Annotated in this window: 15 protein-coding genes and 1 riboswitch; of the genes, 7 read left to right on the top strand and 8 right to left on the bottom strand. The window is 30.2% G+C overall.

Translation table 11 applies throughout. The features are described from left to right. Nucleotides 1-95 precede the first annotated feature (95 nt). From EK368_RS13025 to gltS, 4 genes are all read right to left on the bottom strand, one after another. Complete coding sequence (locus EK368_RS13025; RefSeq protein ID WP_129600385.1) at nt 96-1,433, bottom strand: DUF4179 domain-containing protein; 1,338 nt, start codon at nt 1,431-1,433, stop codon at nt 96-98. Next, nucleotides 1,430-1,975, bottom strand: a complete 546-nt coding sequence (locus tag EK368_RS13020) for an RNA polymerase sigma factor (protein ID WP_129600383.1) — start codon at nt 1,973-1,975, stop codon at nt 1,430-1,432. Before EK368_RS13020 ends, EK368_RS13025 begins: the two co-directional genes overlap by 4 nt. 285 nt (nt 1,976-2,260) lie before the next feature. Next, nucleotides 2,261-3,610 carry a chloride channel protein gene (locus tag EK368_RS13015; RefSeq protein WP_129600382.1) on the bottom strand — a complete coding sequence of 450 codons (1,350 nt, stop codon included), beginning with the start codon at nt 3,608-3,610 and terminating at the stop codon, nt 2,261-2,263. Nucleotides 3,611-3,816: 206 nt separating this feature from the next. After that, nucleotides 3,817-5,049, bottom strand: a complete 1,233-nt coding sequence (gene gltS / locus EK368_RS13010) for a sodium/glutamate symporter (protein ID WP_129600380.1) — start codon at nt 5,047-5,049, stop codon at nt 3,817-3,819. 536 nt (nt 5,050-5,585) lie between these two features. Between gltS and EK368_RS13005 the strand changes: the two genes are divergently transcribed. The 5 genes from EK368_RS13005 (at nt 5,586) to EK368_RS12985 (ending at nt 11,068) form a co-directional block, all read left to right on the top strand. Beyond that, complete coding sequence (locus EK368_RS13005) at nt 5,586-7,145, top strand: glutathione ABC transporter substrate-binding protein (protein WP_129600378.1); 1,560 nt, start codon at nt 5,586-5,588, stop codon at nt 7,143-7,145. Nucleotides 7,146-7,237: 92 nt separating this feature from the next. Then, nucleotides 7,238-8,167: a nickel ABC transporter permease gene (nikB, locus tag EK368_RS13000; RefSeq protein WP_129600376.1), complete on the top strand. Its 930-nt coding sequence runs from the start codon at nt 7,238-7,240 to the stop codon at nt 8,165-8,167. Between the two features lie 12 nt (nt 8,168-8,179). After that, entirely contained in the window at nt 8,180-9,082 is a 903-nt protein-coding gene (locus EK368_RS12995; protein WP_243109426.1) for an ABC transporter permease, read from the top strand. Nucleotides 9,083-9,099: 17 nt separating this feature from the next. Continuing rightward, complete coding sequence (locus tag EK368_RS12990; protein WP_129600374.1) at nt 9,100-10,086, top strand: ABC transporter ATP-binding protein; 987 nt, start codon at nt 9,100-9,102, stop codon at nt 10,084-10,086. Between the two features lie 13 nt (nt 10,087-10,099). Continuing rightward, nucleotides 10,100-11,068 (top strand): ABC transporter ATP-binding protein, encoded by a 969-nt coding sequence (locus EK368_RS12985; RefSeq protein WP_165000453.1) that lies wholly within the window; start codon nt 10,100-10,102, stop codon nt 11,066-11,068. A gap of 7 nt (nt 11,069-11,075) precedes the next feature. On the opposite strand, the gene EK368_RS15290 is transcribed toward EK368_RS12985, so the two are convergent. Genes EK368_RS15290 through EK368_RS12970 form a run of 4 tightly spaced genes read right to left on the bottom strand, consistent with a single transcriptional unit; the run spans nt 11,076 to nt 14,157 of the window. Beyond that, a complete protein-coding gene (locus EK368_RS15290) occupies nt 11,076-11,201 on the bottom strand; it encodes a hypothetical protein (RefSeq protein WP_279222282.1) in 126 nt (41 codons plus the stop codon). A gap of 17 nt (nt 11,202-11,218) precedes the next feature. Next, nucleotides 11,219-11,977, bottom strand: coding sequence for an ABC transporter ATP-binding protein (locus EK368_RS12980; RefSeq protein WP_129600373.1), 759 nt, complete (start codon nt 11,975-11,977; stop codon nt 11,219-11,221). A 6-nt stretch (nt 11,978-11,983) separates the two neighbouring features. Further along, the gene (locus EK368_RS12975; protein WP_243109425.1) at nt 11,984-13,078 is read right to left on the bottom strand and encodes a FecCD family ABC transporter permease; all 1,095 of its coding nucleotides are present in this window, start codon (nt 13,076-13,078) and stop codon (nt 11,984-11,986) included. Between the two features lie 14 nt (nt 13,079-13,092). Beyond that, a complete protein-coding gene (locus EK368_RS12970) occupies nt 13,093-14,157 on the bottom strand; it encodes an ABC transporter substrate-binding protein (RefSeq protein WP_129600370.1) in 1,065 nt (354 codons plus the stop codon). A 118-nt stretch (nt 14,158-14,275) separates the two neighbouring features. Continuing rightward, nucleotides 14,276-14,457: riboswitch (cobalamin riboswitch) on the bottom strand. Nucleotides 14,458-14,736: 279 nt separating this feature from the next. Between EK368_RS12970 and EK368_RS12965 the strand changes: the two genes are divergently transcribed. Beyond that, nucleotides 14,737-15,414 (top strand): CPBP family intramembrane glutamic endopeptidase, encoded by a 678-nt coding sequence (locus EK368_RS12965; protein ID WP_129600368.1) that lies wholly within the window; start codon nt 14,737-14,739, stop codon nt 15,412-15,414. Between the two features lie 135 nt (nt 15,415-15,549). Next, the gene (locus EK368_RS12960; RefSeq protein ID WP_129600367.1) at nt 15,550-16,305 is read left to right on the top strand and encodes an IclR family transcriptional regulator; all 756 of its coding nucleotides are present in this window, start codon (nt 15,550-15,552) and stop codon (nt 16,303-16,305) included. Nucleotides 16,306-16,412 lie beyond the last annotated feature (107 nt).

Below are 16,412 nucleotides of genomic sequence, written 5' to 3'. Positions count from 1 at the left end.
TTATTGTTATTATTTTACATGACCTCTATTTTATTGTCTAGTTGATCATGTACGATTTAAAAAATACCAATGATATAAACCATTGGCATTTTCATCTATTTTAAATTTATAATAGTGTCATTGATCATTATAGATTGAACCTTAGAAATATCTAATGGCTCAGAAGATACAAATTTAATTTTCATATCTTTATTTTCACTATAACTCATCATTGAATCAAAAGTTTGAACACTACCGTCTATCATATTTACAGAAACAGTAATGTTATCTAAATCTTCACTTTCACCTCTTCCCAATAAAGTAATTCCCATTGTAGATAAACAAATACGATTAATGACCCCATTATCCAATTGAACATTACAATCTTTTTCCTTTTTTTTTCCTACAGACTGAATTTTAAATGTAGTTTCCCAGTTTCCTTCTACGTAATTTCCTTTTGTAACAAAATACCCCATAAGCTTTAATTTGTCAACATCTATATCTTCTACATCAAAAATATACTCTATATAATCACTACCATATTTAGTATTACCTACTTCATCTGTCCCAAAGTGAATATTAGCTGATTTTATATCGATCTCATTTCCTAAATCATCTACAAAATAGAAATATCCATGATCATCTACTCCATCTCCTACCCACTTGGTTTGAATATGAAGCTTTCCATCAATATATCCTATATTAGAAATGTACACAAAATCTATTTTAGGAAAAGAAATATTCATTTGATCTGTCTTTAAAACATCTATGACTTCTTTTTGTTTAAACTCTTTATATAGATTCCCTCCTCCCCCTGAAATATGACTCATATCAAGAGCTATCATTTGCGATAGATTTGCTACTTTTATATCAGAAAGCTTGATTCCTGTGTCAACTTTATCAAATGTTTTTTTATCACTAAGAAATGAACCAATACGAAGACTTACCTTCTTCCCATTTAGCTTTTCCCCTCCATTTGCTTGCATACGTAAAGTAGCTGTTTTTGTGATTTCATCATAGTCAATAATTTGACAATTAAAAATATTAGCTCCATTTAATGAATACTCATAAATATCTAATGTTTTATCCATTCGATTTCCTGTAAGATCTTTCATTGTAAAATAAATCACTGCCATTTCATCATCATTCATAGCTCCTAATACTTCCATTTTTATTCCTTGATCTTCACTAATTTTTTTCACTGGTTGAAGCAATAATCCTATATCAGTACTTACAATAGATAAAAGTTTTTGAAAAGATGGAATTGCATCTGCCATAACACCAACAGAAAAAACTATACACAAAGAAACTGCTAGAGGAATAACTCTTTTAAGGTTTATGTAAGATTTTGGACTTTTTATTTTCTTTTCTACTTCTATAGCAATATCATATTCAGGTGTATGAACGGTACTAAGAGCACTTTTTATGATTTTTTCATCAGAATCATAATTCATTTGATCTCCTCCAATTCTTTATAATATGGATTCGTTTCTGTTAATACCTTTGCTAGCTTCTTTTTTGCACGTTCATAGCGTTTTCTTAATGTATCAGAAGAAGCATTGTAAATCTCTTCTAAGTCTTTATAACTTTTTTCATCAATAATTCGACTAAATACCAAAGCTCGATCTTTAGGTGATAAAGTCAAAAGTGCCGCTTTTAAATCATCTCTTATAAGATCATCTTCTATAAACAATTCATCACTATTTATTTTATTTTGTGGCATAAAAAATAATAATTTTTTCTTTCTTAGAGAATCCATACAAGTAGTATATGCAATACGATAAAGCCATGCAGATAGAGATGTTCCTCTTTTAAAGCTTTTTCTTTTTTTATAAGCTTTTATAAATGTTATTTGTACAACATCTTGAGCTTCAAAATAATCACATAATATATTATGACAATATTTCAAAATTGAGTAACCATATAACTCTATAGCACAGCGTAATTCATACTCACCACCTATATCAAAAGTATCATCGAGATTACTTTTTTCCATTTTCACCTCTCCTTTTATTTTAAACTTATATTCACTTGTATAACGTAAATAAATATCATTTTGTGACCTGATATTAACTTAATTATTGATTTGTGCATTTAAAAATAGGTAATCCGAAAACAGATTACCTATTTTTTCTTATACTTAAAAACTTTATTATATCAAATCATTAGCATACTAATTTAATAAATTTCTAGTAAATCAACTCATTTACAATGATAATTATATAGATATATCTTTAAATAAAGATTACGGGTATATTAACTTAATGTAAAAAAACAATATTTAAAAACTTTTTTCTTTTATTTCTGATCTTTTTTTAAAAATACGATTATTTATTTTGATTTTATTCTCTACTTTAGCAATCTCACAGTTGGTATCCATAAACAGTGAAGGAGTTTTACTTCTAATTAAGATTTGTGTTGGATAAATACTTTTATGCCCCACTATAATATAACCTATTACACATACTATAGAAGCATACATTCCAACTTCTGATCCAAACAGTTCCATACACATAATAATCCCTGCCAAAGGTGTATTTGAACAAGTAGCCATAAAAGCTACCATCCCTACTCCAGCATAAAAAGCAGTACTTCCCTCAATTATATTAGCCCACATATTCCCAATGGTAGCACCTACATAAAGCATTGGTGTAAGAATTCCTCCGCTTCCTCCTGTACCTAATGTAATAGCTGTAGTTACTGTTTTCCACATAAAATCTGTATTTCTAACACTCTCTCCCATAACTGATTTATGTATCACCTCTTCCCCTATACCTAGATAATCTGTAGTTTTTGTTATCATTACAATCAATATAATAATTATACCTCCTATTAATCCTTTAACTGGAGAATATACATTAATTTTTTCAAATAATCTCTCTATAAAATTTATAATCCTTATAAATATAGCAGAAAATAATCCAATAAGTAATCCAAATAATATCATTCTAGTAATAATAATACTATTACTCAAAGAACTTATGTCGAAAAAGTAAGTAACTAAAGGTTTTGTTCCTAAAAATCTTCCTATAGAAAAACTTACAAAAGCTGATATTAAAGATGCAAATAACGATATATAATTAAAAGAACCAATATATAATACTTCTGAAGCAAATACAGCTGCTCCTACTGGAGCACCAAAAACTCCTACAAATCCAGAAGCCACTCCACATATTGCCAATCTTTTTCTATCTACATCTTTTAGTTTGAATATATCTGATATTTTTGAAGATATACTTGTCCCAATTTGGGTAGATGGACCTTCTAAGCCAACAGATCCTCCAAAAACTAATGTTATCACTGTAGTTAATAATTTTATTGGAGCTACTTTTACATTCATTCTTCCATTATTTTTATTAATTGCTTCTATAGCTTTTTCTGTTCCATGCCCTTTTGCATCTGGTGCTAATTTTAATACTATAAAACTGCTTAAAAAAAGTCCAAAAGGTATAAATACATAATAATATTTAAATCCATAAGAAAATTTAGTACTTATATCTACTATCTTAATAAACATTGCTGTAACTGATCCTACTATAAATCCAACAAAAACAGATAATACAAGCCATTTGATTATACTTCCTAATAAAACATAAATTTCTTCTAAATCTTTTTGAAGTATCTTTTTCATTTTTAGGTGACAATTATCCTTATTGTCACAACACACCCCCTATTATTAAAAAATTTTCAAAAATATCTTATTAATTATAATCGTATCATAATTAACTATAAAATTGGGGTAATAAAGTTGTTCTAAATACAAAAACTACTCTTTTTTTATCAAGAGTAGTTTTTCATTATACTATATTATTATTTATATGTATCCATACATACTAACTATTGAAATAAATTCATAAACCATACAATTGTAGGTAATGCTACAATATCAATTAAAACAGCTCCTACTAAAGGAACAATTAAAAATGCTCTTGGAGAGGGTCCATATTTTTCTGTAACTGAACCCATATTTGCAATAGCATTAGGTGTAGCACCAAGTCCATGACCTGCCATACCTGCTGACATAATTGCTGCATCGAAATTTTTACCCAGTAAACGAAAACAAATAAATACACAAAATATGATCATAAATAGTACCTGCATAATCAAAATAACAAACATAGGAATAGCTAAATCAAACAATTGCCAAAGCTTAAGATTCATTAAAGCCATCGATAAAAAGATTCCTAATGATATATTTCCAATAGTATCTATCAAATAATGATCTAAATTTACTAATTTTATTTGATCATTTATATTTCTAAAGATCACTGCAATAAACATAGCCCCTACATAACTTGGTAATACAAAATCAATCACTTGTGAAAACCATTCGCTTATCATAGATCCTATTGTGATACATAAAGTAATTAAAGCAATATGAACAAATATACTATGAGAACTCATCTCAGATTTTTTTCCTGTAGCTGCTAATTGCTTATAAGTTTCTATTTCTAAAGTATCTGCTTCTTCAGGTTTTAGATTGTATTTTTCAATTAAATATCTAGCAATAGGTCCTCCTATTAATCCTCCTGCAATCAGTCCAAATGTAGCTGCTGATAAAGCTACTGTAGAAGCTCCTACATAACCCATACTTTCTGCTGTAGGTCCAAAAGCCGCAGCAGCTCCATGTCCTCCTTCCATAGAAACTGCTCCTGCCATAATACCTAACATAGGATGTAATCCTGTAAGCTTTGCAAACACTACTCCAATAATATTTTGAAATGATGCTAATGCTCCAGAAAGTAACCAATAAATGATTAAAATCAACCCTCCCTTTCTAAGCATTCTAAAACTTCCGCCGAGTCCTACCGTAGTAAAAAATCCAATCATAAATGGACTTTGAAAGGTGGTATCTAGTTGAATCGTTACTATATTCCATACCCTTAAAATCAAAACAATAATTGCAAATAACAAACCACCAATAACTGGTGCTGGGATACAAAATTTCTCAAAAAACGTTGCTTTGTTTCTTATTTTATAGCCTATTAAGAGTAAAGAAACAGCTACAGCTAATGTTGCAATCATATCTACCTTTAATGTTAACATTCCTTCTAATAATTCTGTTTTCATGTACAAAACCTCCCTTTCTAATTATTTTCTTTACAACTCATACTTTTTTTATATGAGTTATCAATTCTTTATCAACATTATATCATGATTTAATATAATTTTCAGATTATTTTTAATAGATTATCAATTTTATTTTTTACTGGAATTATAATAACAAATTCTATATTCATAAATAAAATAGCTACATTCATTTTAGTAATATTTTTCATTCATTTACATATATTTTTTGAATATACATTACAATAACATCTTCTCTAGAAATAAATTTACTTTACTTATTCTTAAAACACTTTGTCTATTTGTTACAAATTTGTAATCATATGTTTAATTTTCTTAATATTCACAATTTACTTTTATAATTGACTTGTTTATGACATAACAATACTATATAATCTTGAATTAGTTGGAAAACGATTTATATTCTTTATTTTCTAAATATTCTTTTTATTTATTCGTGCCCTCTTTGCCATTTGATTTAAATTTTTATCGAAAGATAAAATTTAAATAATAATTAAAATTGGGAAGGGAGAAAAGAAATGAAAAAGAAAAAAATAGCAGTACTACTAAGTTTTATTCTCATTTTAGCTTTATTTGCAACTGGGTGTGGTAACAATCAATCAGCCCCTGAAGGTGATTCAGGACCAGGTACCCCTACAGATAAAAAAGATGTTTTAATAGTAGGTCAAGGAGCAGATGCTGTTTCATTAGATCCTCATGCTACAAATGATCAACCATCCTCAAGAATCTCCAAGCAAATATACGAAACACTTGTAACTCAAAATGAAGAGATGGAATTACAACCTGCACTTGCTGAATCTTGGGAACCCATTGATGATTTAACTTTTGAATTTAAGTTAAAGCAAGGGGTTAAGTTCCATAATGGTGAGCCTTTTACTTCAAAAGATGTTAAATTTACTCTACTTAGAGGATTAGATTCTCCACATATAGGCCACATTGTAGGTTCTATAGATCCTAATAGTATAGAAATAATAGATGATTATACTATTAGAATATCTACCAAAGATCCATTTGCTCCTCTACTTGCACATCTTGCTCATACAGCTACAGCAATATTAAATGAAAAAGCTGTAACAGAATTTGGAGATGACTATGGACAACATCCTGTAGGAACTGGTCCATATAAATTTGATTCATGGGTAAATGGAGACAGAGTAGAGCTTGTAAGATTTGATGATTATCATGGCAAAGCACCTGCAATAGGAAAAGTCATCTTTAGAAATATACCAGAAAATACAAATCGAACCATCGAACTTGAAACTGGTGGAATTGATATAGCTTATGAGATTCCTCCTACAGATGTTTCTCGTGTAGAAAGTAATCCTGATCTTGTTCTTCAAAGAAATATGAACTTATCTACTACCTATCTTGGATTCAACTGTAATAAAGAACATTTCAAAGACGTAAGAGTACGTCAAGCCATCAACTATGCTGTTAACATGGAAGCTATCGTAAAATCTGTTTATAAAGGTGTTGGTGCACCTTCTAAAGGTCCTTTAGGTCCTAATGTTTGGGCTTCTAACCAAAATCTTACTCCTTATGAATTCAATGTAGAAAAAGCTAAAAAGTTAATGGCTGAAGCAGGATATGCAGATGGATTTAAAACAAATATTTGGACAAATGATAATCAACAAAGAATGGATATAGCTGAAATCGTTCAAAACCAACTCAAAGCAATCAATATAGATGCAGAAGTAAAGGTAGTAGAATGGGGAGCTTTCTTAGATGGAACAACAGCTGGAGAACATGATATATTTATTCTTGGATGGGTTACTGTAACAGGAGATCCTGACTATGGTTTATATCCATTATTCCATTCTTCTCAACACGGAGCAGGAGGTAATAGAAGCTTCTACGTTAATGAGAAAGTAGATGCATTACTAGATCAAGGAAGAACTTCTGTAGATCCAGCTGTACGAGAAAAAGCTTATATAGAAGTACAACAAATCATAAAAGATGAAGCTCCTTGGGTTTTCACTTGGTCAGGAGAGGATTTAGCAGGAGTAAGATCTAATGTGAAAGGCTTTAAACAGCATCCTGCTGGACACCATAAAGTATATACAGTTTACTTTGAATAAAATATTTTTCAAACTATTTTAAAAACCCTATCTCATTAGATAATAATGTAGGGTTTTAACCCTACATTATTATTTTTAGAAGGAGGCTTATTATGCATAAATATATATTTAGAAGGTTACTTATGCTAATACCTGTAATCATAGGTGTTACATTTATCATCTTTACCATGATGTATTTTACCCCTGGAGATCCAGCTAAAATAATGCTTGGAGAATCAGCCCCACATACTGAAGTTGCTAAACTTAGAGAAGAATTAGGTCTAAACGATCCTTTCTTTGTTCAGTTTGGAAGATATGTAAAAAATGCAGTAATTCATCAAGATATAGGTAGATCTTATGCTACAAAAAGACCTGTTTTAGAAATGATCATAACTAGATTTCCATCTACATTAAAGTTAGCAGCATTAGGTGTCTTGGTAGCTGTTTTAATAGGAATTCCTACGGGAATTATATCTGCTACAAAACAATATTCATTATTTGATAATATTGCAATGGTTATCGCTTTACTTGGTGTATCCATGCCCAACTTTTGGCAAGGACTTATGGGTATCCTAATATTCTCTGTGTATTTAGGATGGCTCCCTTCGTCTGGATTTAATACTCCCGCTCATTGGATATTACCGGCTCTAACTATAGGCACAAGTACAGCAGCCATTATTACTAGAATGACTCGCTCTAGTATGCTTGAAGTAATTAGACAAGATTATATACGAACTGCAAGATCAAAAGGACAAGTAGAGTCTAAAGTAATTATTAGACATGCCTTAAAAAATGCATTGATTCCAATTATAACAGTAGTAGGTCTTCAATTTGGGTATTTACTGGGTGGAGCTGTTCTTACCGAGTCTATTTTTGCAGTCCCAGGTGTAGGGAGATTAATGGTTGATTCTATAAAAGCTAGAGATTTTCCAGTAGTTCAAGGAGGAGTTTTATTTATAGCTATTACATTTAGTTTTGTAAATCTTATAGTGGATATCCTATATGCTTTTGTAGATCCTAGAATAAGATCTCAATATAAATAAGGAGGGTCATCTATGACAGATCAACTAAATGTGAATATGTCCAATGAAGATATCAAAAAAAAATCTACTAAAAAAAGAAGTCAATACCTTGAAGTTTGGAGAAGATTAAAACAAAATAAATCTGCTATGGTAGGACTTTTAATCATTATCATCCTCATACTCAGTGCTATTTTGGCACCTTTCATTGCTCCATATGGTATAGATGATCAAGATCTTTTGAATACCCTTCAAACCCCAAGCAAAGATCATTGGATGGGAACAGATAATTTTGGAAGAGATATATTTAGTAGAATTGTATATGGTTCAATAATATCCCTTCAAGTTGGATTTATTAGTGTTGGTATTGCCATGATCGTAGGAGGTTCTTTAGGTGCTATTGCTGGATATTATGGTGGAAAGCTAGATAATCTTATCATGAGAATGATGGATATATTACTGGCAATTCCTTCTATATTACTGGCAATCTCCATCGTTGCTGCACTAGGACATGGTCTTAAAAACGTTATGATAGCAGTAGGTATATCCAGTATTCCTTCTTATGCAAGGATTGTAAGAGCTTCTGTTCTTACTTTGAAAGACCAAGAATTTGTTGAAGCTGCTAGAGCTGTTGGAACAAATAATACTAGAATCATCCTAAAACATATTATTCCAAATTCCATGGCACCTATCATCGTTCAGGCTACTTTAGGAGTTGCAGGAGCTATACTTTCTGCAGCTGGACTTAGTTTTATAGGGCTTGGAATCCAACTTCCTACCCCTGAATGGGGAGCAATGCTTTCTTCTGGAAGACAATTTATAAGAGATTATCCTCATATGACCGCTTTTCCAGGGCTAGCAATTATGATCACCATTTTTGGACTGAATCTATTAGGCGATGGATTAAGAGATGCACTCGATCCAAGGCTTAAGAATTAATTGAGGAGGAAAAATAAATGAGTGAAGAAAAAAAACTACTTGAAATCAAAAATTTAAATATACATTATATAACTCATGAAGGAACTGTTAAAGCTGTAAATGATATGAGCCTTGAATTAAAAAAAGGAGAAACATTAGGCTTAGTAGGCGAAACCGGAGCAGGTAAAACTACTACTGCACTTGGAGTTATGCAGCTTATTCAAACACCCCCAGGTAAAATTTTAAGTGGAGAAATTATTTATGATGGTGAGGATCTACTTAAAAAGTCTCAAACAGAATTAAGAAAAATAAGAGGAAATAAAATATCTATGATCTTTCAAGATCCTATGACTTCACTAAATCCAGTTCTTACTGTCGGAGAACAAATTGCTGAGGTTATTAAGCTTCATCAAAATGTAGATAATTCTCAAGCTACAGAGAAATCAGAAAAAATGCTTGAAACTGTTGGTATTCCAAAATCTAGATCTAAAGACTATCCTCACCAATTTAGTGGAGGTATGAAGCAAAGAGTTGTAATTGCTATTGCACTTGCATGCAATCCTAAGCTTCTTATAGCTGATGAACCTACTACTGCACTAGATGTTACGATTCAAGCACAGGTTATGAATCTTATGAATAAACTCAAAGATGAATTCAATACCTCTATGATTATGATTACTCATGATTTAGGCATCGTAGCAGAAGTATGTGATAAAGTAGCCATCATGTATGCAGGTCATGTTGTTGAATATACGAATACCAAAAATCTTTTTACAAATCCAAAACATCCTTACACCATAGGACTTTTTAACTCTATACCTAATATAAAAGACGATGAAGCTCGCTTAAAACCAATCAAAGGTTTAATGCCAGATCCTACAAACCTCCCTTTAGGATGTCCTTTTCATCCAAGATGTCCCAAAGCTATGTCTATATGTTCTCAACAAGAACCATGTAGAACAGAAATTTATAAAGACCACTTTGTAAATTGTTTCTTGTATGAAAATGTAGATAATAAATCATAGGTAGGTGATCAAAATGTCACAAAAACTTATAGAAGTGAAGAATTTAAAAAAGTATTTCAATACACAAAAAGGTTTGCTTCATGCAGTTGATAATGTAAATTTTTATATTCATAAAGGAGAAACTCTAGGTCTTGTTGGCGAATCTGGTTGTGGAAAGTCTACAACAGGAAGGGTTTTACTTCGACTCATTGAAGCAACTTCAGGAGAAGTATTCTTTGAAGGCAAAGATATTTTAAAGCTAAATTCTTCTGAAATAAGAGAGCTAAGAAAAGAAATGCAAATTGTTTTTCAAGATCCTTTTGCATCTTTAAATCCTCGTCTTAGTGTATCAGAAATTATAGCAGAACCTCTAATTGTAAATAAAATTTATAAAAACAAAGCAGATATGAATAAAAAAGTACAAAGCCTTATGAATACAGTAGGACTTGCACAAAGATTAATCAATACTTATCCTCATGAATTAGATGGAGGTAGAAGACAAAGAATAGGAATTGCTAGAGCTCTTGCTCTAAATCCAAAATTCATTGTTCAAGATGAACCCGTATCAGCTCTAGACGTTTCCATACAAGCTCAAATTCTAAATTTAATGGCAGATTTACAACAAGAATTTGATCTTACCTATCTTTTTATATCTCATGATCTAAGTGTTGTAAAACATGTTAGTAGCAGAATAGCGGTTATGTATCTTGGTCAAATCATAGAATTATCTGATTATAAGTCTATTTTCACAGATCCTTTGCATCCTTACACTCAAGCGTTATTATCCGCTATTCCTATACCTTCACTAGATATAAAAAGAGAAAAAATTATACTTCAAGGAGATGTTCCAAGTCCTATCAACCCACCTGATGGTTGTAGATTTTATGGTAGATGCATGCATAGAAAAGATACATGTCTTACTAAAACTCCAGAACTTAAAGAACTTCATCCTGAAAGATTTGTAGCCTGTCACTTTGTACATAATTTAGGATTAGTAAAATAAAAATTTTTTATGAATTCCACAACAATAGCCAAGCTCCTGCAAGGATTAAAATGGAGCCTGGTATTTTTTCTTTAATATTTTCTTTGAAAAATATATAAGAAAGAATCATAGTAATAATCATTGCAATATTCATATATATCCATCTTTACTCTAAATAGTTTTAAATGTAATATATATAGGTTCCTGTTGTGTATGAATGGTACAATCTACCTCATATACCTGTTTAATAAGCTCTGGTGTTAATACCTCTTTTGGTTTTCCATTGGCAACGATCTTTCCGTTGTGCATAACATACAATCTATCGCAATAAGCTATAGCTAAATTCAAATCATGAAGTGCTACCACTACTGTAATTCCTAAAGATTTAACTAAGTTTAATATTTGAATTTGATATTTTATATCAAGATGATTTGTAGGCTCATCTAATATCAATAGGTCTACTTGTTGAGCCAATGCACGAGCTAAAAGTACTCTTTGTTTTTCTCCTCCCGATAAAGTCGAAAAACTTCTTTTAGAATAATGTAGCATGTCTACTTGATCTAACATTTCTCTTGCAATTTTATAATCATATAGATTATCTTGCTCTAATATTTTTTTATGAGGACTTCTTCCCATAAGTACCATATCTTCTACTTTAATATCAAAAGCTACATGATTAAATTGACTCACAACTCCTAGCTTACGAGCCATATCTTTTATAGGCATAGTAAGAAGATTTTTTCCATCTAAATACATCATGCCTGATTTAGGTTTACAAATTCGATACACTGTTTTTAATAAAGTAGATTTTCCGCTTCCATTAGGTCCAATGATTCCTACAAACTCTCCTTTATGAACCTGCATACATGCATCCTTTACAATTGCTTTATTTCCTAAATCTACATCTATATTTTCAATACTCAACTTCATATTTTATTACCTCTCTCCAAAACTATAGGCACGTTTTATTATAATATATATAAAGAAAGGAGCTCCTATTGCTGAAGTAATAATACCTATAGGCATCTCCATATTTTTAAGAACAATACGTGCTACTACATCTGCCCATACAAGAAAACTACTTCCAATAAGCATAGCTACAGGTAAATTATTTTTATGATTTGATCCAACCAAACTTCTAGTAATATGTGGAATAACTAATCCTATAAATCCTATAATTCCACAATTTGCTACTAATACTCCCGTTAACACTGCTATTGTAATCATATATAATTTTCTATATTTATTTAAATCTATACCTAAAGTTATAGCTGCTTCATCTCCTAAAAGCATAGTATTCATAATACGGCATTGACATAAGAAGAACACAATCATAAATACTACTACTATGCTAGGTAACCACAAGTTACTCCAGTTTCCTGCTGTTAAACTTCCCATAGTCCATTCTGTAATAGAACGTACTGCATTATTATCATTTGTAAGATAGATCATTAGACTTGAAAAAGCTGAACATATAAGATTTACTACCATACCAGACAATACTAACTTTACAGGAGTTATCCTTCCTCCTATACTAGATAATCTAAAAACTAACATAGAAGCCATAAATGCTCCTATAAATCCACAAAATGCTAACCCTAGATTTTGAAATGATCCTATTAATATATTAGATCCTATTAATATAAAAAATGTAGCTCCAAATGTAGCCCCAGAAGAAATCCCTAATAAATACGGATCTGCTAAAGGATTTTGTACTGTTGCCTGCATGACAACTCCTCCTAAAGCAAGTCCCATTCCTACTATTACTCCAAGTAATACTCTCGGCAATCTTATTTGCCATATAATATCAATAAATGTTGCTTGAGTATTGTACTCTAAACTTTCTGGGCTAAAAATTTTGTATATAATAACCTTATATACATCCATTGCAGGTATTTTTACTGATCCAATCGCTACTGCAAAAATGATTGAGATCATTAAAAATATAAATAATCCTATTACAATAATTGTATTGCTTAATTTCACTGGTTTTAAATTTTTATAATCTTGAATCTCTATTTTTGTTTTCATTAAATTTTTCATTTTTATTGAAACAATTCAGGATACAGTTCTTTTGCATAACGCTCTACTGCATCTATTGTACGAACTCCTCCAGCCCATGTTTCTGCTAAACCAGTGATAATTATTTGATGATTTTTAACAGCATTTACATTAACCAAAGCTTTATTTTTAATCAATTCCTTTGCTAAATTGTTATCATGTATATCCGTTTCATCTCCATAGTGAACAAATACAATAACATCTGGATTGAGAGCTACTATATTCTCTACACTCACAGAGCCTGACTTTTCTCCTAAATTTTGACCTCCTGCTTTAAATATCATATCTCCTATCAAATCATTTTTACCATATACTCTGTATTGACCCTTGCTCGCATCTCCAAGAATTAATACTTTTTTCTTCTTTTTAAGCTGGGCTGTTTTTTCTTCTGTTTTATTTAGATGATCTCTTAAATTTTCAATATATTTATCGGTTTGATCTTGAATATTAAAAATAACACCTAGATCTTCAATATCTTTAAATCCATTTTCAATGGTATAATTTCCTACAGTACTTACTGTATTTCGTTGAACAAAAGTATTCACTTTTCTTGTATTCCACTCTTTTACATCTCCTAATGTTTTATCTTCTAATACACTTTTCCATCCAAAAATCAAATCTGGTTGCAAAGCAAGCGCCTGCTCCTTTGTTGGATATTTTTCTGATATGACAGGAACTTTTTTGTATTTATCTTCTAATCTATTTAATATTGGATTATCAAGAAAACAAGTCCCTACTAAATATTTTTCCAATCCTAAATCAAGCATTAATTCAGTAGTTGTTTGATTCGTAGTCAATACTCTTTCTGGGGCCTTATGAAAAGTTACTTGAATTTCTTCCCCGTTATAATTATAATTTGTTATGGTTACTGGATAATATGACTGAGGATCTCCTTTTGCATCCAAAGTTTTTACATTATTTTTATTTGTACTTCCATTATTATTTGATTCATTCTCTTGAGAACACGCACTGAATGACATCACCATAGATATAGTGATTACCCCTAGTATTAATTTTTTATATAATGATTTTATTCCTTTGTTATTCATAATTTGCATCTCCTTTTTTAAATTTTTTCCAATTAAAAAACTCTCTAACTACAAATCGTTAAAGAGTTGTATCTGTACATATACAGCTACAATCAACACCCCCTATTACTCGTAGAGTTATAGTGTAACAAAATAGGCAGGTATTCTGGCTTAAGGATCATCATTTTCTTCAGCCTTCCCATTATAAAACAGTGGCATATCAGAAGAAAACTCCTCTTTTACAGCGGCGGTACCGCGTGGGATTTACACCCAACTTCCCTTTTCATGAAAGATTATTTAACCTATTTTTATCGATATATTTTGTCAAATTATTTTAACATAAACATATTTTTATATCAAGTTTTACATAATCCTTGATAGTATCAAGGTTCTGTAGGAAAAAAATTTTATAACGTTCCTATTTCATCATACCATAAAGAACTATTCTCTTTTTATTTTTTTCTACAATAATTTTACAATATGCTATCATACAAATATGGATTTCATATTCTTATTCTAAAACTATCAATAGCATGATACAATAAAAAAGTATTACTTTAGAAGATTTTTTTAATTTCTAATTTAAAGGTGGTAAACTTTATGATCCATCAAAAAAAACATTTATGTATCATGTTTCTTATTTTAATAGTTTGTTTTATCATGGCATGGATAGATGGTGTACTTTGTTCTAATTATCTTATCAAATCTATCTGTAAACTATTTTTATTTTTAATCATACCTTCTGGTTATTATTACTATAATCAGAAAATTACTTTGTCTGATCTATTTCGCTTTTCTAAACAAAATATGCTTTTTTCATTACTTTTAGGTATAGGAGTTTATTTTTTTATTGTTGGTGCCTACTTTACGATAGGTAGCTATTTTGATTTCTCCAATGTAACTATCACTTTAGAAAGCAAAATTGGTGTAACTAAAACGAACTTTATTTTTGTATCCCTTTATATTTCTTTGATCAATTCATTTTTAGAAGAATTTTTCTTTCGTGGATTTGCTTTTTTAACTTTGAAAAAATTAACCACTAAAAAGGTTTCTTATGTTTTTAGTGCTATTACTTTTTCTTTATACCATATAGCTATTATGATTAGTTGGTTTACCCCTTTGCTTTTTATTTTACTAATTACAAGCTTATTTATTTCAGGTCTTTTATTTAATTGGCTTAATGAAAAAAGTGGTACTCTTTATGCATCTTGGTTTGTTCATATATGTGCCAATTTAGCAATCAATACTATTGGTTTTATATTATTTGGAATACTTTAATAGTTAAAATTTAAAATATAATAGACAAATTGAAATCACTGGTTTTTCGTAGTTTCAATTGTATTTGATATAGTAAATTTCTATTAAAAATGATATAATATATATACAGTTTATAATGTAAGGAGATATCTTACCATGATACAAAGCATATTACGTGCATCACTTATTCTTGATGTTCTTAAGGTTCCTGATAAAGAATTTACTATAGCTGATATATCTCAAAAACTTCATTTACCTCCAAGCACTGTACATCGTATCTTACAAACATTATGTCAAATACGTTATGTTATAAAAGATGAACGGGCACATACTTATAAATTAGGTCCTGCATTGATTCCATTAGGTTTAATATCTCAACATAATTTACATTTATTGGATTTCGCAAGACCTATCTTAAATAAACTTGCATATGAAACAGACGAAGATTCATTTTTAATTATTAAATCCGAATATAAAGGTTTGGTTTTAGAAACAGCACAATCTTCTAATCCTTTGAAAATTATTGATAAATATGTATATGAAAGAGACCTGCATTGTGGTGCTATCAGAAAAGCCTTACTAGCCTATCAGACAGACGATTTTATACAAAGTTATATAAGCCACGTTTTAAATAAAAATAGTGCTTTTCCTAAAATGTCCCCACAAACCCTCCTAAGAAGCATCGAAATGATTAGGAAAACTGGCATAAGCTTTTCATATGGAGAATACATTAACAATGCTATGGGAATTGGTGCTCCTGTTTTTGATTTTAACAATGAAATTGTAGCTTCTATCGGCATTGTTTTTTCTGCTTCACGAGTAAAAGATGACGATTATCTTAAAAAGCTTAAATCTACCGTTAAATATTTTGCTAATAAACTATCCGTTTCTTTGGGAAATTCACATAAGTAAACAACCTCCTAACTAGGAGGTTGTTTACTTATCTTAAAATAAATTGGTTCTATAATAAATGTTGGGGTGAATAACTCCAACATTTAATTTTTTGCAAAAAAATAAAG

This window comes from Anaerophilus nitritigenes, assembly GCF_004138215.1.
GTDB classification, from domain to species: domain Bacteria; phylum Bacillota; class Clostridia; order Peptostreptococcales; family Thermotaleaceae; genus Anaerophilus; species Anaerophilus nitritogenes.
The sequence above is the reverse complement of the archived record's forward strand: the minus strand, read 5'-3'. Positions and strand labels throughout refer to the sequence as shown.

Bases quoted from the DNA above. Each gene is read 5' to 3' on its own strand.
- EK368_RS13025 (WP_129600385.1), bottom strand. From the start codon at position 1,433: ATGAATTATGATTCTGATGAAAAAATCATAAAAAGTGCTCTTAGTACC.
- EK368_RS13020 (WP_129600383.1), bottom strand. From the start codon at position 1,975: ATGGAAAAAAGTAATCTCGATGATACTTTTGATATAGGTGGTGAGTAT.
- EK368_RS13015 (WP_129600382.1), bottom strand. From the start codon at position 3,610: ATGAAAAAGATACTTCAAAAAGATTTAGAAGAAATTTATGTTTTATTA.
- gltS (WP_129600380.1), bottom strand. From the start codon at position 5,049: ATGAAAACAGAATTATTAGAAGGAATGTTAACATTAAAGGTAGATATG.
- EK368_RS13005 (WP_129600378.1), top strand. From the start codon at position 5,586: ATGAAAAAGAAAAAAATAGCAGTACTACTAAGTTTTATTCTCATTTTA.
- nikB (WP_129600376.1), top strand. From the start codon at position 7,238: ATGCATAAATATATATTTAGAAGGTTACTTATGCTAATACCTGTAATC.
- EK368_RS12995 (WP_243109426.1), top strand. From the start codon at position 8,180: ATGACAGATCAACTAAATGTGAATATGTCCAATGAAGATATCAAAAAA.
- EK368_RS12990 (WP_129600374.1), top strand. From the start codon at position 9,100: ATGAGTGAAGAAAAAAAACTACTTGAAATCAAAAATTTAAATATACAT.
- EK368_RS12985 (WP_165000453.1), top strand. From the start codon at position 10,100: ATGTCACAAAAACTTATAGAAGTGAAGAATTTAAAAAAGTATTTCAAT.
- EK368_RS15290 (WP_279222282.1), bottom strand. From the start codon at position 11,201: ATGAATATTGCAATGATTATTACTATGATTCTTTCTTATATATTTTTC.
- EK368_RS12980 (WP_129600373.1), bottom strand. From the start codon at position 11,977: ATGAAGTTGAGTATTGAAAATATAGATGTAGATTTAGGAAATAAAGCA.
- EK368_RS12975 (WP_243109425.1), bottom strand. From the start codon at position 13,078: ATGAAAACAAAAATAGAGATTCAAGATTATAAAAATTTAAAACCAGTG.
- EK368_RS12970 (WP_129600370.1), bottom strand. From the start codon at position 14,157: ATGAATAACAAAGGAATAAAATCATTATATAAAAAATTAATACTAGGG.
- EK368_RS12965 (WP_129600368.1), top strand. From the start codon at position 14,737: ATGATCCATCAAAAAAAACATTTATGTATCATGTTTCTTATTTTAATA.
- EK368_RS12960 (WP_129600367.1), top strand. From the start codon at position 15,550: ATGATACAAAGCATATTACGTGCATCACTTATTCTTGATGTTCTTAAG.